This is a genomic window from Rhodococcus sp. NPDC057529, from assembly GCF_042802055.1.
Classification (GTDB): Bacteria; Actinomycetota; Actinomycetes; order Mycobacteriales; family Mycobacteriaceae; genus Rhodococcus_F.
The window spans coordinates 1-15,628 of the sequence record NZ_JBHVEY010000047.1 but is presented as its reverse complement, the minus strand read 5'-3'; the positions used below and the strand labels follow the sequence as shown (position 1 = coordinate 15,628).

General features: G+C 65.0%; 19 protein-coding genes. 10 read left to right on the top strand and 9 right to left on the bottom strand.

All coding sequences use genetic code 11. From position 1 onward, the window contains the following. Positions 1-291 precede the first annotated feature (291 nt). Together ACFU5V_RS41955 and ACFU5V_RS41950 are read left to right on the top strand one after the other, a co-directional pair. The gene (locus ACFU5V_RS41955; protein ID WP_378707189.1) at positions 292-657 is read left to right on the top strand and encodes a hypothetical protein; all 366 of its coding nucleotides are present in this window, start codon (positions 292-294) and stop codon (positions 655-657) included. A gap of 69 nt (positions 658-726) precedes the next feature. Next, entirely contained in the window at positions 727-900 is a 174-nt protein-coding gene (locus tag ACFU5V_RS41950) for a hypothetical protein (protein ID WP_378707187.1), read from the top strand. 124 nt (positions 901-1,024) lie between these two features. Here the strand turns inward: ACFU5V_RS41950 and ACFU5V_RS41945 are convergent, their stop codons facing one another. The 4 genes from ACFU5V_RS41945 to ACFU5V_RS41930 all read right to left on the bottom strand — a co-directional run bounded on the left by ACFU5V_RS41945 (position 1,025) and on the right by ACFU5V_RS41930 (position 2,115). Beyond that, complete coding sequence (locus tag ACFU5V_RS41945) at positions 1,025-1,147, bottom strand: hypothetical protein (RefSeq protein ID WP_378707185.1); 123 nt, start codon at positions 1,145-1,147, stop codon at positions 1,025-1,027. Further along, the gene (locus ACFU5V_RS41940; protein ID WP_378707183.1) at positions 1,144-1,266 is read right to left on the bottom strand and encodes a hypothetical protein; all 123 of its coding nucleotides are present in this window, start codon (positions 1,264-1,266) and stop codon (positions 1,144-1,146) included. The genes ACFU5V_RS41945 and ACFU5V_RS41940 overlap by 4 nt, the downstream gene beginning before the upstream one ends. 135 nt (positions 1,267-1,401) lie before the next feature. Further along, a complete protein-coding gene (locus tag ACFU5V_RS41935; protein WP_378707181.1) occupies positions 1,402-1,728 on the bottom strand; it encodes a hypothetical protein in 327 nt (108 codons plus the stop codon). 180 nt (positions 1,729-1,908) lie between these two features. Then, entirely contained in the window at positions 1,909-2,115 is a 207-nt protein-coding gene (locus ACFU5V_RS41930) for a hypothetical protein (RefSeq protein WP_378707179.1), read from the bottom strand. Between the two features lie 386 nt (positions 2,116-2,501). Here ACFU5V_RS41930 and ACFU5V_RS41925 point away from each other — a divergent pair, with 386 nt between their 5' ends. Both ACFU5V_RS41925 and ACFU5V_RS41920 read left to right on the top strand, forming a co-directional pair. After that, the gene (locus tag ACFU5V_RS41925; RefSeq protein WP_378707177.1) at positions 2,502-2,726 is read left to right on the top strand and encodes a hypothetical protein; all 225 of its coding nucleotides are present in this window, start codon (positions 2,502-2,504) and stop codon (positions 2,724-2,726) included. 312 nt (positions 2,727-3,038) lie between these two features. Next, positions 3,039-3,464, top strand: a complete 426-nt coding sequence (locus ACFU5V_RS41920; RefSeq protein WP_378707175.1) for a hypothetical protein — start codon at positions 3,039-3,041, stop codon at positions 3,462-3,464. A 129-nt stretch (positions 3,465-3,593) separates the two neighbouring features. On the opposite strand, the gene ACFU5V_RS41915 is transcribed toward ACFU5V_RS41920, so the two are convergent. Continuing rightward, complete coding sequence (locus ACFU5V_RS41915) at positions 3,594-4,241, bottom strand: PAS and ANTAR domain-containing protein (RefSeq protein ID WP_378707173.1); 648 nt, start codon at positions 4,239-4,241, stop codon at positions 3,594-3,596. Between the two features lie 552 nt (positions 4,242-4,793). On the opposite strand from ACFU5V_RS41915, the gene ACFU5V_RS41910 reads away from it, so the two are divergent. Next, complete coding sequence (locus ACFU5V_RS41910) at positions 4,794-5,102, top strand: hypothetical protein (RefSeq protein ID WP_378707171.1); 309 nt, start codon at positions 4,794-4,796, stop codon at positions 5,100-5,102. A gap of 144 nt (positions 5,103-5,246) precedes the next feature. Here the strand turns inward: ACFU5V_RS41910 and ACFU5V_RS41905 are convergent, their stop codons facing one another. Beyond that, positions 5,247-5,897 carry a superoxide dismutase family protein gene (locus ACFU5V_RS41905; protein WP_378707169.1) on the bottom strand — a complete coding sequence of 217 codons (651 nt, stop codon included), beginning with the start codon at positions 5,895-5,897 and terminating at the stop codon, positions 5,247-5,249. Between the two features lie 123 nt (positions 5,898-6,020). On the opposite strand from ACFU5V_RS41905, the gene ACFU5V_RS41900 reads away from it, so the two are divergent. Beyond that, entirely contained in the window at positions 6,021-6,368 is a 348-nt protein-coding gene (locus ACFU5V_RS41900; protein ID WP_378707167.1) for an Lsr2 family protein, read from the top strand. Between the two features lie 426 nt (positions 6,369-6,794). Beyond that, on the top strand, positions 6,795-7,040 hold the full coding sequence (locus ACFU5V_RS41895; RefSeq protein ID WP_378707165.1) for a hypothetical protein: 246 nt from the start codon (positions 6,795-6,797) through the stop codon (positions 7,038-7,040). Between the two features lie 266 nt (positions 7,041-7,306). Here the strand turns inward: ACFU5V_RS41895 and ACFU5V_RS41890 are convergent, their stop codons facing one another. Continuing rightward, on the bottom strand, positions 7,307-7,765 hold the full coding sequence (locus tag ACFU5V_RS41890; protein WP_378707219.1) for an N-formylglutamate amidohydrolase: 459 nt from the start codon (positions 7,763-7,765) through the stop codon (positions 7,307-7,309). 435 nt (positions 7,766-8,200) lie between these two features. Between ACFU5V_RS41890 and ACFU5V_RS41885 the strand changes: the two genes are divergently transcribed. From ACFU5V_RS41885 to ACFU5V_RS41875, 3 genes are all read left to right on the top strand, one after another. Continuing rightward, positions 8,201-8,407 (top strand): hypothetical protein, encoded by a 207-nt coding sequence (locus ACFU5V_RS41885; protein WP_378707164.1) that lies wholly within the window; start codon positions 8,201-8,203, stop codon positions 8,405-8,407. Positions 8,408-9,023: 616 nt separating this feature from the next. Then, a complete protein-coding gene (locus ACFU5V_RS41880; RefSeq protein WP_378707163.1) occupies positions 9,024-9,452 on the top strand; it encodes a PrsW family glutamic-type intramembrane protease in 429 nt (142 codons plus the stop codon). Next, a complete protein-coding gene (locus tag ACFU5V_RS41875) occupies positions 9,452-9,790 on the top strand; it encodes a hypothetical protein (RefSeq protein ID WP_378707162.1) in 339 nt (112 codons plus the stop codon). The genes ACFU5V_RS41880 and ACFU5V_RS41875 overlap by 1 nt, the downstream gene beginning before the upstream one ends. Positions 9,791-10,709: 919 nt before the next feature. Here the strand turns inward: ACFU5V_RS41875 and ACFU5V_RS41870 are convergent. Further along, positions 10,710-14,039, bottom strand: coding sequence for a protein kinase (locus tag ACFU5V_RS41870; protein WP_378707160.1), 3,330 nt, complete (start codon positions 14,037-14,039; stop codon positions 10,710-10,712). A 707-nt stretch (positions 14,040-14,746) separates the two neighbouring features. After that, positions 14,747-15,628: coenzyme F420-0:L-glutamate ligase (locus ACFU5V_RS41865; RefSeq protein ID WP_378707158.1), on the bottom strand; the 882-nt coding region annotated here is incomplete at its 5' end.

The window sequence follows — 15,628 nt, the reverse complement described above, 5'->3', positions numbered from 1 at the left end:
CCGAACTGGTCATTGAGGTCGGTCTCGGAAGCGGTCTAACGTAGAAGGTGCGAGCCGTATCCCGTCGGGTCGAGACTTGACACATTCCGGGATACGACTCGCCACTCTCGACCGAGATTGTGCGCAGGCGAGGCGAATTCCCCGGGTGAGTCGAAGTAGGTGACAGCGGTGGTTCACGCCCCGGTTCCCGAGGTCTCCGACCTCGGCAACCATCGTGGACCACACCGGAATGCGTGAGTGAACGAACGCGCACCGTTGCGGTACATGCCGGGTACCGGCATACTCGGGTGCATGGGCAGCCCTGACGGAAGTGACCTCGCAACCCGACGCCGCGACGCTCAGCGAGTGGTCCAGCATCTGCGATTTCTTGCCGAAAATTACGTCGATCAGGCGCTCGTCAAGGACGCCCTGCTTCGGGGGTTTTCCCAGTCGGAGGTGGCGAAACTGCTGGGCATGAGCAAGAAGACGGTCAATACCCACGCCCGGGTGCCGTTCATGCGATACGCGGCAGCGATCGACTCCCGGATCGATGACCTCTGTCGCACGGACCGAGAATTCTTCGCCTACGTGTGGGGCTCCGAGGAGGCAGCGAACGCGGCTGTCGCGCGGTGCAAGCAGTACGACCGCGAACGCCTACTGGTGGAGTCCGATGGCTGAAACCCCACACCCACGCTCGGTGGACACCTCTCGTGGCGGTTCTCGGGACCCGCGTCCGCGGCCAGCCGCGTGCCTGGTCCAGCCCAGCGCCGTCCGCTGTTCGCTCAGGCGGCGGCCGCGCTCGGGGTGCGATCGATGCTGGCGTTCCAGCTCTCCATCACTGAAACCACGATGGGTGCGGTGAACCTGCATTCGAGCCACCTGGGCGCGTTCGACGACAGGTCGCCGAGCTGCTCGGCTTGAATTTCCTGAGAGTCCCTCCCCGCGAGAATGATTCGAACACCACACCGGGCATCCAGGTAGGAGATCGGGGTGTGAACCCAGGCCGGACGTGCAAATGTCGCCGAGCCCGGCATGCGGGCAGTCGTCAGAGGGTAGCGATGGTCACCCCGGCGATGCTGGCGACCGCGACGAGCGCGAGCAGGGCCAGCGTGAGCGATCCGGGGACGGCGCACACCACGGTGGTCAGCAGCGTCAGGGCGACGGTCACGGCGATACCCGCTCCCCGGGCCCGGGCAGCGCCGCCGAGTTCGGCACCCCATCGTCGGTGCGGCCGGTGTCGAAGGAGGAGGTGGGGGTGGGCGGATGCGGGCCGGGAACGGCGGTCACGGACGGTGCGGATCCTCGTCGAAGACCGAAGACCGAAGACCGAAGACCGAAGACCGAAGACCGAAGACCGAAGACCGAAGACCGAGGATCGAGGATCGAGGATCGAGGGAGTTGGGGTGACGGCAGGTGCGCCGGTCACAGGTACTCCAATACGGGAAACAGCGCGATCGCGGACACGATGATCCCCGCGACTCCGGTGACGACGCCGAGCAACGCCCGCAGCGAGGCGGGCTCATCGTCCGCCGCGCCGGACCGGGATGCGGCGATCGCGCCGCACACCACGGCGCTCAGGCCCAGGACGAACCCGAGTCCGGACACCCAGAACGACGCGAGGGACACCACCCCCAGGGCGAACGACACCGACGGCAACCGTGATCGTCTGCGCAGCGGCCAGGGTCGGGCACACGCAGAGGCACTCCCGTCGCTGGTGGCACCTGATTCTGGTGGCGTCGCGGCGGTCATGATCCTCCTTCGGGGTGGCTCGGGTGGTCTGGTCGTCGATGCCGCGAGCGAGGGCAACTGCACCTGCGCTGTACCTGGACCGGCGACTGTGCCTGGGGCTCTGGCGGTTTCTCGCGCTGGTAGTGGGTACCAAAGACTGGCTCGGTGTCTTCCCTGCCCGGAGACCAGGTGAGGCATGTTCTATTCGGGCAGTCCGATCTCGCGAGCGGCTCGGTCGATTATCGGGTCGTCGTCGGCCGCTTCTGCCACCTGCCGGTGGAATTCTTGGAGGCGTTCGTGACGCTGTGTTGGCTCACCGCTCTCTGCTGGGGGCGCGAAGTCCGGATTGGTCGGGTTGATCATCAGTTCCAACTGGGTGAGTACCTTCTGCTTCTTCGTTGCGTTCACAGTTGACCTCCCTGTCCGGTGGATCCGAGGGTACCTGCGATGCACCCCTGCGAGGGGTTGTCGACGGGTCGGGCGAAGGGGGCGGGATGTTCGATGGGTGACCAACGGTGTGCCCGAGTGCTGATCTCGGGAGTGTGGGTGTGGCCGTCCTTCGGCCGCACCCCACTGACCATTCCGTTGCCCGGGCCACAGTCCGCAGGCCTGGTTGGGTTTGGGACACCTGATCGACTTCTGCGAAGAGATGAGCACGCCTTGTCGTGCCGCTCAGTGACATGCCTCGTCCCGCCGAGCCGGAGAAGTGGATGTTTCTCGCGCCCGCACGGGGGTCGATAACGCTGCGGCGCTTCTACGCTGGGAAGACCACGACCAGCGGCGGGAGAGGGATCATGAGTTACGAAGCAATCTACGACGGGGTCCGGTATCCGCTCGCCGATGCGGCGACCGCACACGGCCTCGAGGACGCCATCCGCGGCCTGTTCGACAACGGCAACGGCGGTTTCGTCGGTTTCGTCAGCCAGAACTCGACGGTGCGCCTATTGATTACGCCGGCGACGCCGGTCGCGATCCCGGGCAGCGACGAGCCGAACCCGAGCGTCGTCTACCGCTGGTAGCCCCACCCACAGCCCGGCACCAACCGGCCCCATCCGAGAGACGATGCTCGCCACGTCGACAGCCCGAGCACCAGCTGAGAGTGAACCGTCAACGGTGAGGCGGCTGGTCCCTCCCTCCGCCCTCGGGTCACGCGGGATCGCGATGGTCAGCTGCGCCGGCCGGGTCGGCGCCAGAAGTCGTCTCCCATGAAGGGTTTTCGTACCGGCTGGTCTGCGTGATGGGGCCCGGGCCTGGGCACCCTCTTGTATGGGATCGAACGCAGGCAACCCCACCAGCTCGCCGGCCGCGACTCTCGGCGGTCGACTGTTGCGGTGGGCGGTGACCGGGACGCCGCCCGGTTCTCGCGCGAGGTATCCCGGGTGTGCGCGGACCTGCACCCGACCGTGGGCCGACCGGTATACGGCGATGTGCTCGCGTGGGTCGTCGACGCCACCGTCGGCGTCATCATCGCCCGGCTGGGCGCCACGGGTCCGGAGCAGACATTGATCCTCGACGTCCGCTTCACCGACGGTCGACGGTACGTCCACGGCGACGCCCTGCCGGCGTCGGAGCGGTGGGTGCTGGGGACGGTATCGGCGTTCCTCGCCGAGGATGTGGTGGAGGGGGAGAAGTCCCTCACCGCGGCCGAGCAATTCGACATCACCCTGCGCGCGGAAATCCTGGCCGACGCCCTGATCTGGCTGGACTTCGTTCTCGACGTCGACCTTCCCCACCCACCCGACATGGCGGCCGCGTAGAAACACGCATCTGGTCTCGGAAAATGGTTCGGCCCGCGGCGTTTCGTGCGGCGGAAGGTGCCGGCCCAAGTTCGCGGGTGTCGAGCTCCCAGACGGGGAACCGCCGGTCGATTCTGTGACTTGTTGTGGCTATGTGGTGCGCGGAGGTCGGTGGTGTGCGGTGAGCAGCAGGTGGTCGAACCGGGTGCGCAGGCCGGTGTCGGGTTCGAGTTCGCCGAATGCGGCGACGATTCGTTCGGCTAGGGTGCGGAGCCGAGTATTGGTTTCCTGGGAGCGCCAGGTCAGGATGTCGAACGCGCGGTCGGCGGGAATGCCGTACACCAGCATCAGCGCGCCCTTGGCCTGCTCGATCACCGCCCGCGATTGTTCGAGGGCGGCGACGGTTTCGTCGACGGAGTCCTTGACGTCGCTGCGGTGGGAGTCGGTGATGTCGATGTAGAACCCGGTCGTGCCGATCACGGCGCCGGCGTCGTCGTGCAGGCGGTCGCCGACGACGACCACCTGGCGGATTGTGCCGGTGGTGTCGATGATGCGGTGTTTACTGCTGAACGGCTCGGCATCGTTGATCATCCGGTCCAGGACCCGGGCGACATGCGGGTGGTCCTCGGGGTGTTTGTGGGAGAGCAGCAATTCGGTGGTCGGGGTGACCTCGCCGGGCCGGTAGCCGTGCATCTGGGCGACGGTGTCGGACCATTCCCACCGCTGCCCGTCCAGCAAGAACCGGAAACTGCCCACCCGTTGCGGCTCACCGCCACCGAACACCTGCTCTGAATCCACGCTCTATTTTCTAGCAAATCGATAGCTCGAAAGTTGCACGAGTTGCCGGGTCAGACCACGCCCGTTGGCCGGTACACCTTCGACGAGGGTGGCCACCCGAACCTGTGACGTGCGACCTGGGGTGCGCGGCGACCGTGCGGTGCGCTCCTTCGCTGCCGCACGAAGGGAAGGGAGAGCGACGTATCTCGGCCTACGCGGCGGAGAGGGCGCGCCCCCTACCGGGGCCGACGGGCTGCCCGTTCGGCACACTCTGGCTGCGGCGACAGGAACTGCGGACCCTGCCTGCAGCATGACTGGCCCGAAAGTCACGGAAATCTGCTCGGGGCCCGCGGCGCTCCACAGACCCGCAGCGCTCACCCGGGTGCAGTACCCCCGCCACTCGACGAGGTGGCGGGGGTACACCGCGGGGTGGAAGGAGGTGTTCGCGCGCATCTCGTAACCGGACCCCCGCCGTTTCCGGCCCGTCCGACGGGGCACTCGGCAAAGGGCACATTCCCCGGGAAACGGCCTTACCGCCAGGGTTGGTCCGGGGGCCGAAACGTGGAGGCACGGATGAGTATGCGGGTGTGTGACACCGTCGATCACGATGAGATCCGCCGGTGGATCCAACTGCACCGCGGTGCGCCCGCCCGGGTGCCGGACACCGGGGCGGTCTGCTCGGCGGAGGTGCTGCTCGTCGACTTCGTCGGGGCCCGGTCGGGTCACTATTTCGAGCACATTTCGTGGGCGGAATGGTTCGCCTGGTTCGACGATCACCGCCTGTGTTTCCGCTGCCCGGGCGATCCGGAGAGCCTGTCGTTTCACCTGTTTCCGCGCGGAGCGGCTCCGCCGACCGTCCATGCGGTCAACCTGAGCCCGTAACCCGAACCCGGCAGCCCTGCCGCGGTGGCGGGCAAGGGGAGTACAGCGGCGTCCGAGGGTGGGTCGGCGCGACTGTGCGACTGTGCGACTGCGTGGCGGTGTTGCTCGGCATCCAGCTCAGCTGAGGCTGCCGGCGGGGTGTGGTTAGAAGTCCTCGTCGATGCAGGCCAGCCGGTCACCGGCCATCCCGGCCCGGCCTGGGGCGTTCTGGGTGTGCTGGTCGTGGACCACCACGGACTTGGCTTCCCCGGGACGGAACTGCCAGTCCGTCGTCGAGGCCTGGGCGTTGCCGCCCGGGTCGGTGGTGATGTCGAGCCAGATCTCGTTCTGCGGGTTGGCGTAGGCCGGATCGGACGACGGTGTTTGCTCGGTGGCGGCGGGGTCGACGGTGTTCTGGTAGTGCGGTCCCGAATCCGCCGGGGCCGGCCCGCAGCGTCGGGTGTGCACGTGCACACCGAAGTCGCGGCCCGGTGCGAGGCCGGTGGCGTCGAGGGTGACGGTGGTGCGGCCGTCGTTCTCGTCGGATTCGATGTTCACGGTCGATCCGACCGGGACGGCGGCCTCGTTGTAGGTGAAGGCGCGCTCGTCCTCGGTGAGGGCGGTCCCGGGGAGCACGAAGGCGCCTCCGGAGGTGTCGGGGACCGGCAGCAGGTCGGTGGCCGTCCCGGCTGAGGATGCGGGCGGTGTCTGCACGGTGGGTTCCTCCGTCGACGCGTCGTTGCTGCCGCATCCGGTGACGACGAGGGCGGTGAGCGACACGCCGGCGAGAACGGTGGTGCTGCGTCGGGTAGCCATACTTGCGGTACCCGGGACCGGAAATGCCAAATCGCGGGTCGTTTCGGCCCTGCGAGCTCGCCTGGTTATCTGGTACTTCCAGTACTGTCATCAAGTCCGCCGAAAGACACGAGGAGTGGATCTGTGGCACGCAAGATCGTGGTGGAGCTGGTCGACGACATCGATGGCACCGTGTTCGGGCAGGACGGCGAGAGCATCAGCTACGCCGTCGACGGCGTCGAGTACGTGATCGACCTGAAGGACGAGCACGCGACAGAGCTCCGCGAGACATTCGAGTACTACATCGCCCACTCCACCCAGGTCGGCGGCCGCAAACACCGCGCGGGCCGGTCGGCCACCCCGGTTGCTGCGCGGCGGCCGTCGGGGGAGACGACGAAGATCCGCGCGTGGGCGCGCGAGCAGGGCTACGAACTGTCTTCGCGCGGCCGTATCCCCGCTGAGATCGAGCAAGCCTTCCGCGACGCCCACTGACCACGACTGCCGTGGCAAGGTCGTTCGCTGCCGGCGAACACCCCGCCCGCGAAAATACCCGCGCGGAGTCGGATCGGAGTGGGCTGGTGCGGCGTTCGAGGGTGGCCAATTTCTCGCGGAGTGGCGGCGCACGGCCATCTAACAGCGTTTCGTGATCCAGTTCGACCCCCGTAGGGGATGATTCGGCTGCCGTCGACGAACGCGGCCGGGGTCAGCATGGGCTCGATCAGCCGCATACGCCCGATTGTGCCCGCGACCTGCGAGCTACGCAGGAAGTAGCCTCAGGACTGCGTTGACTGCACCGATCGGCGATCGTGGTCGCGATCCTCGCCCGGCGCCGGATTACCGCGATGAGTTAGCGTGTCGGCACACAGGTAGGGGGAGTTCATGTTTGCGTGGTTGCGTCGGCCCGGCCGATCCGCACGAGTGGAATCGTCCGCGGAACGCGATGAGCGGGTGGTCGACGAGGCGCTGGTGGCGGCGCTGACCGGTGACCGGCGCGAGGACTACATCGAGGCGTTGCTCGAGCGGGCCGAGGTCATGAAGGAATTCCACGTCGACGGCGTTCGGTCGTGTTCCCGCAGTATCAAACCTTTGGGGCAGCTAGTCCGCTCACCGGAGGAGATCCGCGACGAGACCGCCTCGTTGCGCCGGCAGCTGAGCTCGCGATAGAGACGACAACGGACCAACAGAAACAGGCCGCCACCCACCAATCCACGAAAAGCCCCGCAAAATCAGGACGGTGACGGATCACCGGTCTGGGCAATGCGTGGCGACCTGATACTCGTCGCAATGGCAGAGTAGATCCTGCCTCCGACACTTCGCCTCGGAGCCGAGTCCGCAGGCGGGCCACCCTGGGACGGTAACCCCGGAGGAAGCCCATCCACAGCGACCGCTCTTGCCGGTGACCATCTGCATGAGCAGCACCTGTCGTGCGGTCACGCGGTGGTGACGATCCGAATCTCGGGATCGCCGTCACTGGTACGCATCCGGTAGTGCGGACAGCCGACCACTTGGTGGGGAACTCGGATCGCCTGCCGGTCAGTGTCGAGGTAGAGCCGGTAGGCCAGCTGCCCGTCCCGGTGCTCGCCGGTGTCCGGGTCGACGGCGCCGAGGAAATACCCCTGCCCGGCGTCGATGTCGGCGAAGATCGCCCGCGTCCACTCGTTCGGTTCGGCGACCGGGAGATGCCGCGGCAGACCGGTGGCGGCGTCGATAATGTGCACGAGCACGGTGACCACGAACCCCGAGACCGCTGGCGCCCACGGCTCGGCCGCGACCTCGAACACCGTGAGCGAGGTGTGGATCCGCAGTGCGATGTTGGTGCCGGTCCGGGCCGGGGTGGTGATGATATGCGGGTGCGCCGACGGCACCAGCGTGGTCAGTAACGGCAGCACCGGAGGTTGCCCGGCGGGGACGTCGCCGGAGGGAGTAGACACCAGCAAAGGCTACAAGTTCACCCGTTCACGGCGCCCCGCGCGATCACCCGCGCACCGCGGCAAACAGCCGGCTCGTGGACACGAATGCCCACAATCGGTGTGTGCGCTGCGCTGATTCTCGGGCCGGGTGGGCGGCCGCGGCCGGGACCAGGGCGGGCGCTGATGGTCGCCGAGACCACCGACCCGTCGGCTCTCCGCGAGGGGAGGCCTCGAGCAGCTGTGCGGCCTTCACCCCGAACCCGGCTGCAAGTGAGGACCGACAGCACGTAATTCGAACACGCGTTCGACTTGCGTGTTACGCTCTCCCTTGCGGGGCGGGTGGAGGCCGAGCGCCTCGGGAAGCATCCGCCCCGCGCCAACTCGAGTGCCGAGGTGAGACCGATGGACAGTGTGATGAGCAAGGCCGATGAACTCGATCGTCTGGTGTGCGAGCTGGTGAACCTGGATGAGCAGCGCGTGTGTATCGGTACCAAGCTCGTCGATCTCGAGCACTACTTCCGCAAGGCCGGCTACCCCGAGTTGTCGCGGCGTGCGCTCGATGCCTTCATGACGCGGTACCTGGGACGCGTCCTCGAGCTCGCCGACGGGATACGCGAATAAGCGTGGACCCCGCCCGATGTCGACCTGACCGCGGAACGGTAGCCGCACGAGGACGTGTCGGTCGCGGTGTGTACTCTGTGCGCAGTTCCGGGAATCCTCCCCCCAATTCGATTCTCGGAACCCCCGCCCCGGCGTCACCCCCCGACGTCGGGGCACATCCATGCCCGGACATCTCGCCTGCACGCCGACCGTCGGCGGCCGCGGTCTGTGCGCCCGGCGAAGTCACCTCCGGTATCCCCGCCGATCGAGCAGTCAAGGTCTGTGCCGGTGGCATTGTGCGGTGCGGCGACCCGCGGACTTTGTCACGTGCCTCAGCACATGGCGACCGCAATTCTGTCTCCAATTCCTGGCGCTTCTTCGGTCATCACGACACGAGGCGGGCCGTCCCGGGTGCTGTGCCGCGACCAGTGATCAGACGCCATCCCGTGTGAGCGGAGGGGGCACTACGCCCTGTTCTGGTGGTTCACCCAACGTATCGACCGCTATGCGCACCAGTCGTGGAAGTTGATCGTCGTCGCCTTCGTCTGGGGCGCCTTCGCCGCACCATGGGCGTTGGCGGCGAACGCGAACACCCCCATGCTCGAGATCGGGCAAGCTGTTCGGCCAGGCCTGGGCCGTGGACTGGGGCGCCGGCCTCACCGCGCCGTTCACTGAGGAGATCTCGAAGGGCATCGGCCTTCTGCTGCTCATCGCCCTCGCACCGCGGCTGGTGCGCACCGCATTCGATGGTTTCGTCCTCGGTGCCTTCATCGGCCTCGGATTTCAGATCCTCGAAGACACCCAGTACGCACTGGCCTCCAGTGCCGCCCAATTCGGTGCGAACCCGGTGGGCAACGCCATGTTCACCATCGTCATGCGCATGACCATGGGCGTCGCCGCGCACATCCTCTACAGCGCGGTGTTCGGCGCCGGCCTCGTCTACTTCCTTGGCCGGCTCGCCGAGCCACGCCGGCGAGGCCGAGGGCTTGCACTGATGGCGACCGCCATGCTGTTGCACGGGGTCTGGGACAACATCGGCGGATCGCGGGCCGAAACACGGCACTGATGTTCCTGCTGTGGATCGGCGTCATCGCCGCCGCGATCGTCGTCGTCACCCGAGTATTTGCGATGACGGTGCCACGGGAACGTCGGTTCATGCGCGAGGTCCTGGCTCCCGAGGTCGCCGACGGAGTCGTCACCGAGGAAGAGATCGACACTCTCGCGGGAGACCGCAAGGCGCGCAGAACATACCGCAAGCGCGGAGAGAGCCGAGCAGACCGCCGTCGGCGCGACCACGTTCTTGAGGCAGTGCACGACCTCGCCGACCAACTCGCCGAATCCGGCGGCCGGGACACCGGTACCGTCGCATTCGCGCGGCAAGAGGTCATGCGGCTACGCCGCTGACCGTTCGCCGACGGGAGCCCACACTGCCCGCCCCACGGCGAAACGCCTTCACGCGTTAGAAGCGGCACCCTCCATCCCGCGGCGCGGGTAGGTGGGGTCCCCATCTACGGTCCCAGTTCGAGTCCAACCGGACCGTCGAGGCTGGGAGACCTCGTCAGCCATTAATAGTTTGGCTGACGAGGTCGGCGGCACAAGCCCGCGTCGCCGCCAGACGGCGCGCCAGTGCGCCGGCAATCATATGTCGCCCACCCGGTTGATCCGGAAGGTGTGATGAGGACTACATTCAGTATTTTCACGGCGCCCCACAGCAACGCACAGACCTCGCCTGAAATCACATCCCACCGTGCAGTTGCCCACTTCGGCTGCCGCACGGCCGTGGTCTCGGTATGAAGATGTCCATCCGGAAGGTCCTACACAACTTGGCCATTGACGTTTGATCCGACCCCACAGTTGGTCGCACCGGCCAGTCCTGGTTCGCTATCTTCCGCTGCCTGTCGACTGTCCCTGCCAGGCGCCCAGAAGGTCGTCACAGAGCGTTGCTTTCATGGTGCGAAGTCGATTCAGGTCCGACGGTCGGCAACAATGTCGGCCTCGATGTAGAGCCCGAGCGCAATCTGGGGAGATCAGGTGTGCGCACAACGCGGCGCGGGAGGAGTTGACGACGAGGACGTCACCGGCACGCAGTGACGGCAAGGTGGGCGCGACCTGGCAGAGGTGGGCGATCGCGGCATGCCGGAACCTACTGCGAGCCGTCGATGGTATGCACCATGACTGTGAACGGCGTACCGACCGCAGCGGGAATCCCTGCTCGGCCGCGACCTCGGCTCAATAGACGAAGTGAACCCGTGGTGCGATGTCCGTTGCAGTGTGTTGGGGAGAGTCGGAGCTGGTGAGTCAATCGCAGTGATCTGGACAGAAGCTACTGGAGAACCCAAGCGGCAATCTGTGTTCGCGAAGTGAAGCCGAGCTTGGCCAGTATGTGTTCTACGTGGCCCTGGACCGTGCGTTGGGAAATCACCAGTCGGGTGGCGATTGCCCTGTTTGTGAGGCCCTCAGCTACTAGTTCTGCTACTTGATGCTCACGGCGGGTCAGGCTGGGTTCACCAGTTGATTGGGTGGGTGTCGCTGCGGACTTTTTGTCGAGTGCGTACGCGGTTGCTTCCCGAAGGTTGAGCTTGCTGCCGCGCTCGAAGTACGTGCGAAAGCGACTCTCGCCGAGTGACTTACGGGTCAAATTTTCGCACTCTTTGTGGTATGTGAGCTTCCCGAGAAAGCCGACGGCAGGACCTCCGATATCGTGGCACCTGCCGGCATTTGCGCCCAGTAGCACGGCGGCGCGCTCGGCATGGTGCTGATCGGCTTCGATCCAGGCCAGCACTTGTAGGGATCGGGTGAGGCCGACTGTGTCGTCTGCGCGACTGGAAAGCAGTAGACCGCTCTCTAGGAGGTTTTTTGCTTGCTCTGTGTCACCTTTTCTCCACATTGCCCATCCTCCAGCCAGAGAGGATCTGCCCCGGTACACCAACTCACCACGCGCTTCTGTAATCGCGAGCATTTCCTCATGACAATGGGCCGCCTGTGCCGGGTCCCCTAGCAGCACATAACCCACTCCCATGACTGTCAACGCCCCAGCCTGGCAAAATTCATATCCGAGATTGCTCGCCGCGTTCACAGCCGCCTCGGACCTAGCGACAGCAGTCGACGAGTCGCCGCTGTAGAGCGCAATGGCGCCTGCCGCGTGCTCGGCAAGCGCGGAAACCGAATCGTCGTGCAGACACTCGATGATCTCCAAGCCTTCAGCTAGTTGTGCATGTGCAGCGGGGAAGTCGTCCTGCAGACCGGCTAGTATGCTGCTAGAGCAGAGCGCTTTGGCACGCTCCGCTGTGGGCGGCGGGGTGTCATCGGTAGCTAATACTCGATCGAACCATGATCTGCCTTCGCTGAGGAGCCCGCGGCAAACCCACAAGGGAAATAGTGAAGCCGCGATGCGCTGTCCGGCCCTCACCTCGCCTGGTTCGTTGAGACAGAGCCGGAGTGCTTCGTGGAGGTTCGGTCGTTCACGCTCAAGTCTGGTGATCCACTCCAATTGGCGGGAACTGATCCACTCGTTTTCGGCTTGCATTACGAGTTTTTCGTACCAATCACGGTGCCGTCGGCGCAGTTCTGTGTACTCCCCGCTGCCTTGGAGCTTTCCCAGACCGTATTCACGAAGAGTGTCGAGTAACCGGTATCTCACTACTCGGCCGGATTCCTCGCGGATGAGTATCGACTTGTCAACCAGTTGCGCGAGGATGTCGAGGAGACCGACGGGTGAGTCATCATCGCGGCAAATCGCCTCGGCTGCATCGAGTTCGAAGCTACCGGCAAATACCGCCACTCTAGCCCACGCTAGCTGTTCACTGGGCGTACAAAGGTCGTAGCTCCAGTCGATGCAGAGCTGCAGTGTTTGCTGCCGCGACGGTGCCACGCGGCTGCCTACGGTCAGGAGTCGATATCGATCAGTCAGTCGCTCAAGAACCTGTTGCGGGGTCATTGCCCGGAGCCGAACTGCTGCTAGTTCGATCGGCAGCGGCAGGCCATCAAGACGTCGACAGATCTGTGCCACCGCACTGTAGTTGTCCTCACTCAATTCGAACCCCGGTACAGCCGCAGAGGCTCGCTCCACAAATAGCGTCACAGATTCGTAGCTCGGTAGCACTCTCAGTGAAGAATGTCGGTCCGAGTCAGGGACGGTCATCGGAGGTACTCGCAGTATCTGTTCCCCGGCGCAACCGAGCGGTTCGCGGCTAGTAGCCAGAATTTTGAGCCCCGGACATCTTCGCAGCAGGGCTTCGGCCAGTGTGGCGACCGCGTTCACGAGATGTTCGCAGTTGTCGAGTACTAGGAGCAGATCCTTGTTGAGGAGATGGCCGACGATTTGGTGCAGTGGGGGAGCGGCCGATTGGTTACGGATTCCGAGTTCGGCAGCTACCGTCCCGTCCACCAGCGTCGCGTCTTGAAGTTTGCCTAGTTCGACTAGACAGACGCCGTCGGCGAATTTCTGCTGGTTGTCACTGGCGAGACGAAGTGCGAGGCGGGTTTTTCCCACACCACCCATCCCAATCAGGGTGACCAGGCGAGAGGACGACAGAAGGTTCTTCGCAGCGGCAAGTTCACGGCGGCGCCCGACAAAGCTGGTCAGCTCGAGCGGAATGTGTCCTAGATTTTGCGTGCCAGGTGGTATCAGACTGTGTAGTCCAGTTTTAAGTGCTAGTCCAGTCGTCTGGTGCGGGATGGATGCACGTTCAGTTCTCAGACCGGTGAGTTCGCGGATGAGCGGTTCGTTTCTGTGCGTGGAAGTGCCATTTGGGGGTATGGCCATATCATCGATCCGGTAGTTATGGTGCTGCTCGATAGAGCGGAGTTCGTCACCAAAAACTGCCGCGGTCGTAGGGCGATCAGCAGGGTCGCGTGCCATCGATTGTTCTATCGCGACTGCGACGTCGTCTGGGATACTCTGTCGCCCCCGTAACTCAGGTAATGGTTGAGTAGCGATTCGTAGAAATTGTGCCACGACCTGTTCGCCTTCGAGGCGCTCGAATGGAGCGTGTCCGGTGAGTGCACAGAAGAGCGTCGCGCCGAGGCTGTAGATGTCGCAGGCGGCGGATGGAGGCTCGCCTGCCAAAATTTCAGGGGCCGTAAAGGCCGGTGATCCGGTGAGGACGCCCGTAGCAGTTTCGAAGGCGCCGGCCATGTGCGCAATGCCGAAGTCGGTCAGTTGCGGGTCGCCATAGTCAGTGAGGAGGATGTTCGCTGGCTTGACGTCTCGATGAAGGATGCCGAACCGGTGAGCGGTTTCCAGGGCACCTGCAATCTTCACCCCCAGTCCGACGACTGCTCCCCACTCCAATGGCCCGCTCTCGCGTATGACTCTTTCGAGCGAGTCCTTGGGGTGGTACGGCATCGCGATGTAGGGCAATCCACTACTGGTGGCGCCTGCCTCGAGGACATTGACGATATTGGGGTGACCCGATAGCCGTCCCATTGCGCGTTGCTCCCGCAAAAAGCGCTCAAGGTTCTCCGAGGCGAAGCTAGTCGTAAGGACTTTGACCGCCACGGTGCGCTCAAGCGAACTTTGTCGGCAGCGGTAGACAACACCGAACCCGCCGCGGCCGACTTCGTGCGCATCATCAAATCCGACCGCAGCTAACTGTGCTGCGACCGAATCGAGTACGTCGCGCTGTGCACTATTCGAGTCGCGTTTGCCCATGTGCGCCGATCCTGGATGGACTCTCGTCGTACTGAGGTCCTCAAGATCAGCGTACAGACACATCCCGCGGCGGAGAAGCGGTCTTCTAGGATATCGACTGGGCTACGTCGGCCGGGCTCTCCATCTACCAGCTGATAGCCGGTCCACGGGGGAGTGTAAACCGTACCCTTCAGTTTGAACAGACCAAGGTCAGTTTGCCTACCCACTTTGAGAGATCCAATTGGGGTTCGAGCACTGCGCTACGAATCGCCACCGATGGCTGCAGCCGATGCCAGGGTTGTCTCACGCCCCTCTGCCACGCGCGGAGAGGCGTTTCAGCTGATGTCGGGCAGGAACCTGGTCCTACTGGACGAACAGAACACACGTTGCTGCCTGATAGGCGCCCCAGTTCGTCACCAGCCAACTACCGCGATCAGCCATGCATCAAGACGGCGTCGTTGGTCCACAGCAGTGTGTTCGACAGGGCAACCCGCGATTGCCATATGGCAGATGGCGAGGTGACCACTTTGACGAGAAGTCAGTACGCGCTGAACTCACCATCGGCGTGCCGAGCGAGTGCTATAAATACTGCAGCGGCTGGGCTAGCAATTTTTCGCGTCAAGTTGAACCCATCGTGGTCCCGCTCGAAACACGAAAACTTAGCTGTCAGTTCTTAATTACCGAGTAGTACAGGCTGGAGGCTTGATTTCCAGCCTTCGAGCGGTGGGTCATTTCTCGATGAGGGCGTTGCCGGGGTCGGTGGGCCGGCGGGGTGTGAGTGGTTCGAGGGGGTAGCCGACGGCGATCGCGCCGAGCGGCTGCCAGTCGTCGGATAGTTCGAGGACACCGCGCACGGTGTCCGGGGCGAAGATCGTCGAACCGATCCAGCAGCTGCCGATTCCCTTGGTCGCCAGCGACACCAGCAGTGCCTGTACGGCCGCACCGACCGCGACGGTGAACATCGTCGCCTCCGCCGCCCGCCGACGCGGATCCGGGTAGGTGTGCGCGCCGTCGGGCACGCAGAACGGGATGATCACCTCCGGCGCGTCGAACAGGATGTTCCCCCGCGCCACCCGCGCCGCCACCGCCGCCGGGTCCATGCCGTCGGCGGTCAGGTCGGCCCGCCACCGCTCCCGCATCGCGGTCAGCAACTCCTCGCGCACCGTGCGGGTGCGGATCCACACGAACCGCACCGGCCGGGTGTGATGCGGCGCCGGGGCGGTCAGCGCCTCGGCGATGGACGCCCGCACCGCCTCCGGGTCGACCGGGTCGTCGGCGAAGTCCCGGACCGAGCGGCGTAGCAGCACCGCCTCCGCCCGCCCCCGCTCCACCGATTCGGCGGTGCCGAGCCAGAACAGGTCCTCCTCACCGGCCCGGATCAGGTCCCGTGCCCGCGATCCGTCGTCGGCCAGGCCCAGACCGCGGACGACCGCGACCGGCACCCCACCGAGCTTGCCCTTGACCAGATCCCCGGCCGCGGCGATCTCGTCGGCGACCGCGACCTCCGTCACCACCAGTTCGTTGCCCTGCGAGTCCCGGGCCCCGGCGTATCCGTGCAGCACCGGCAACCCGGCCGCACCGATCGCGGCGTCGATCTGCCCGTTGCGCCA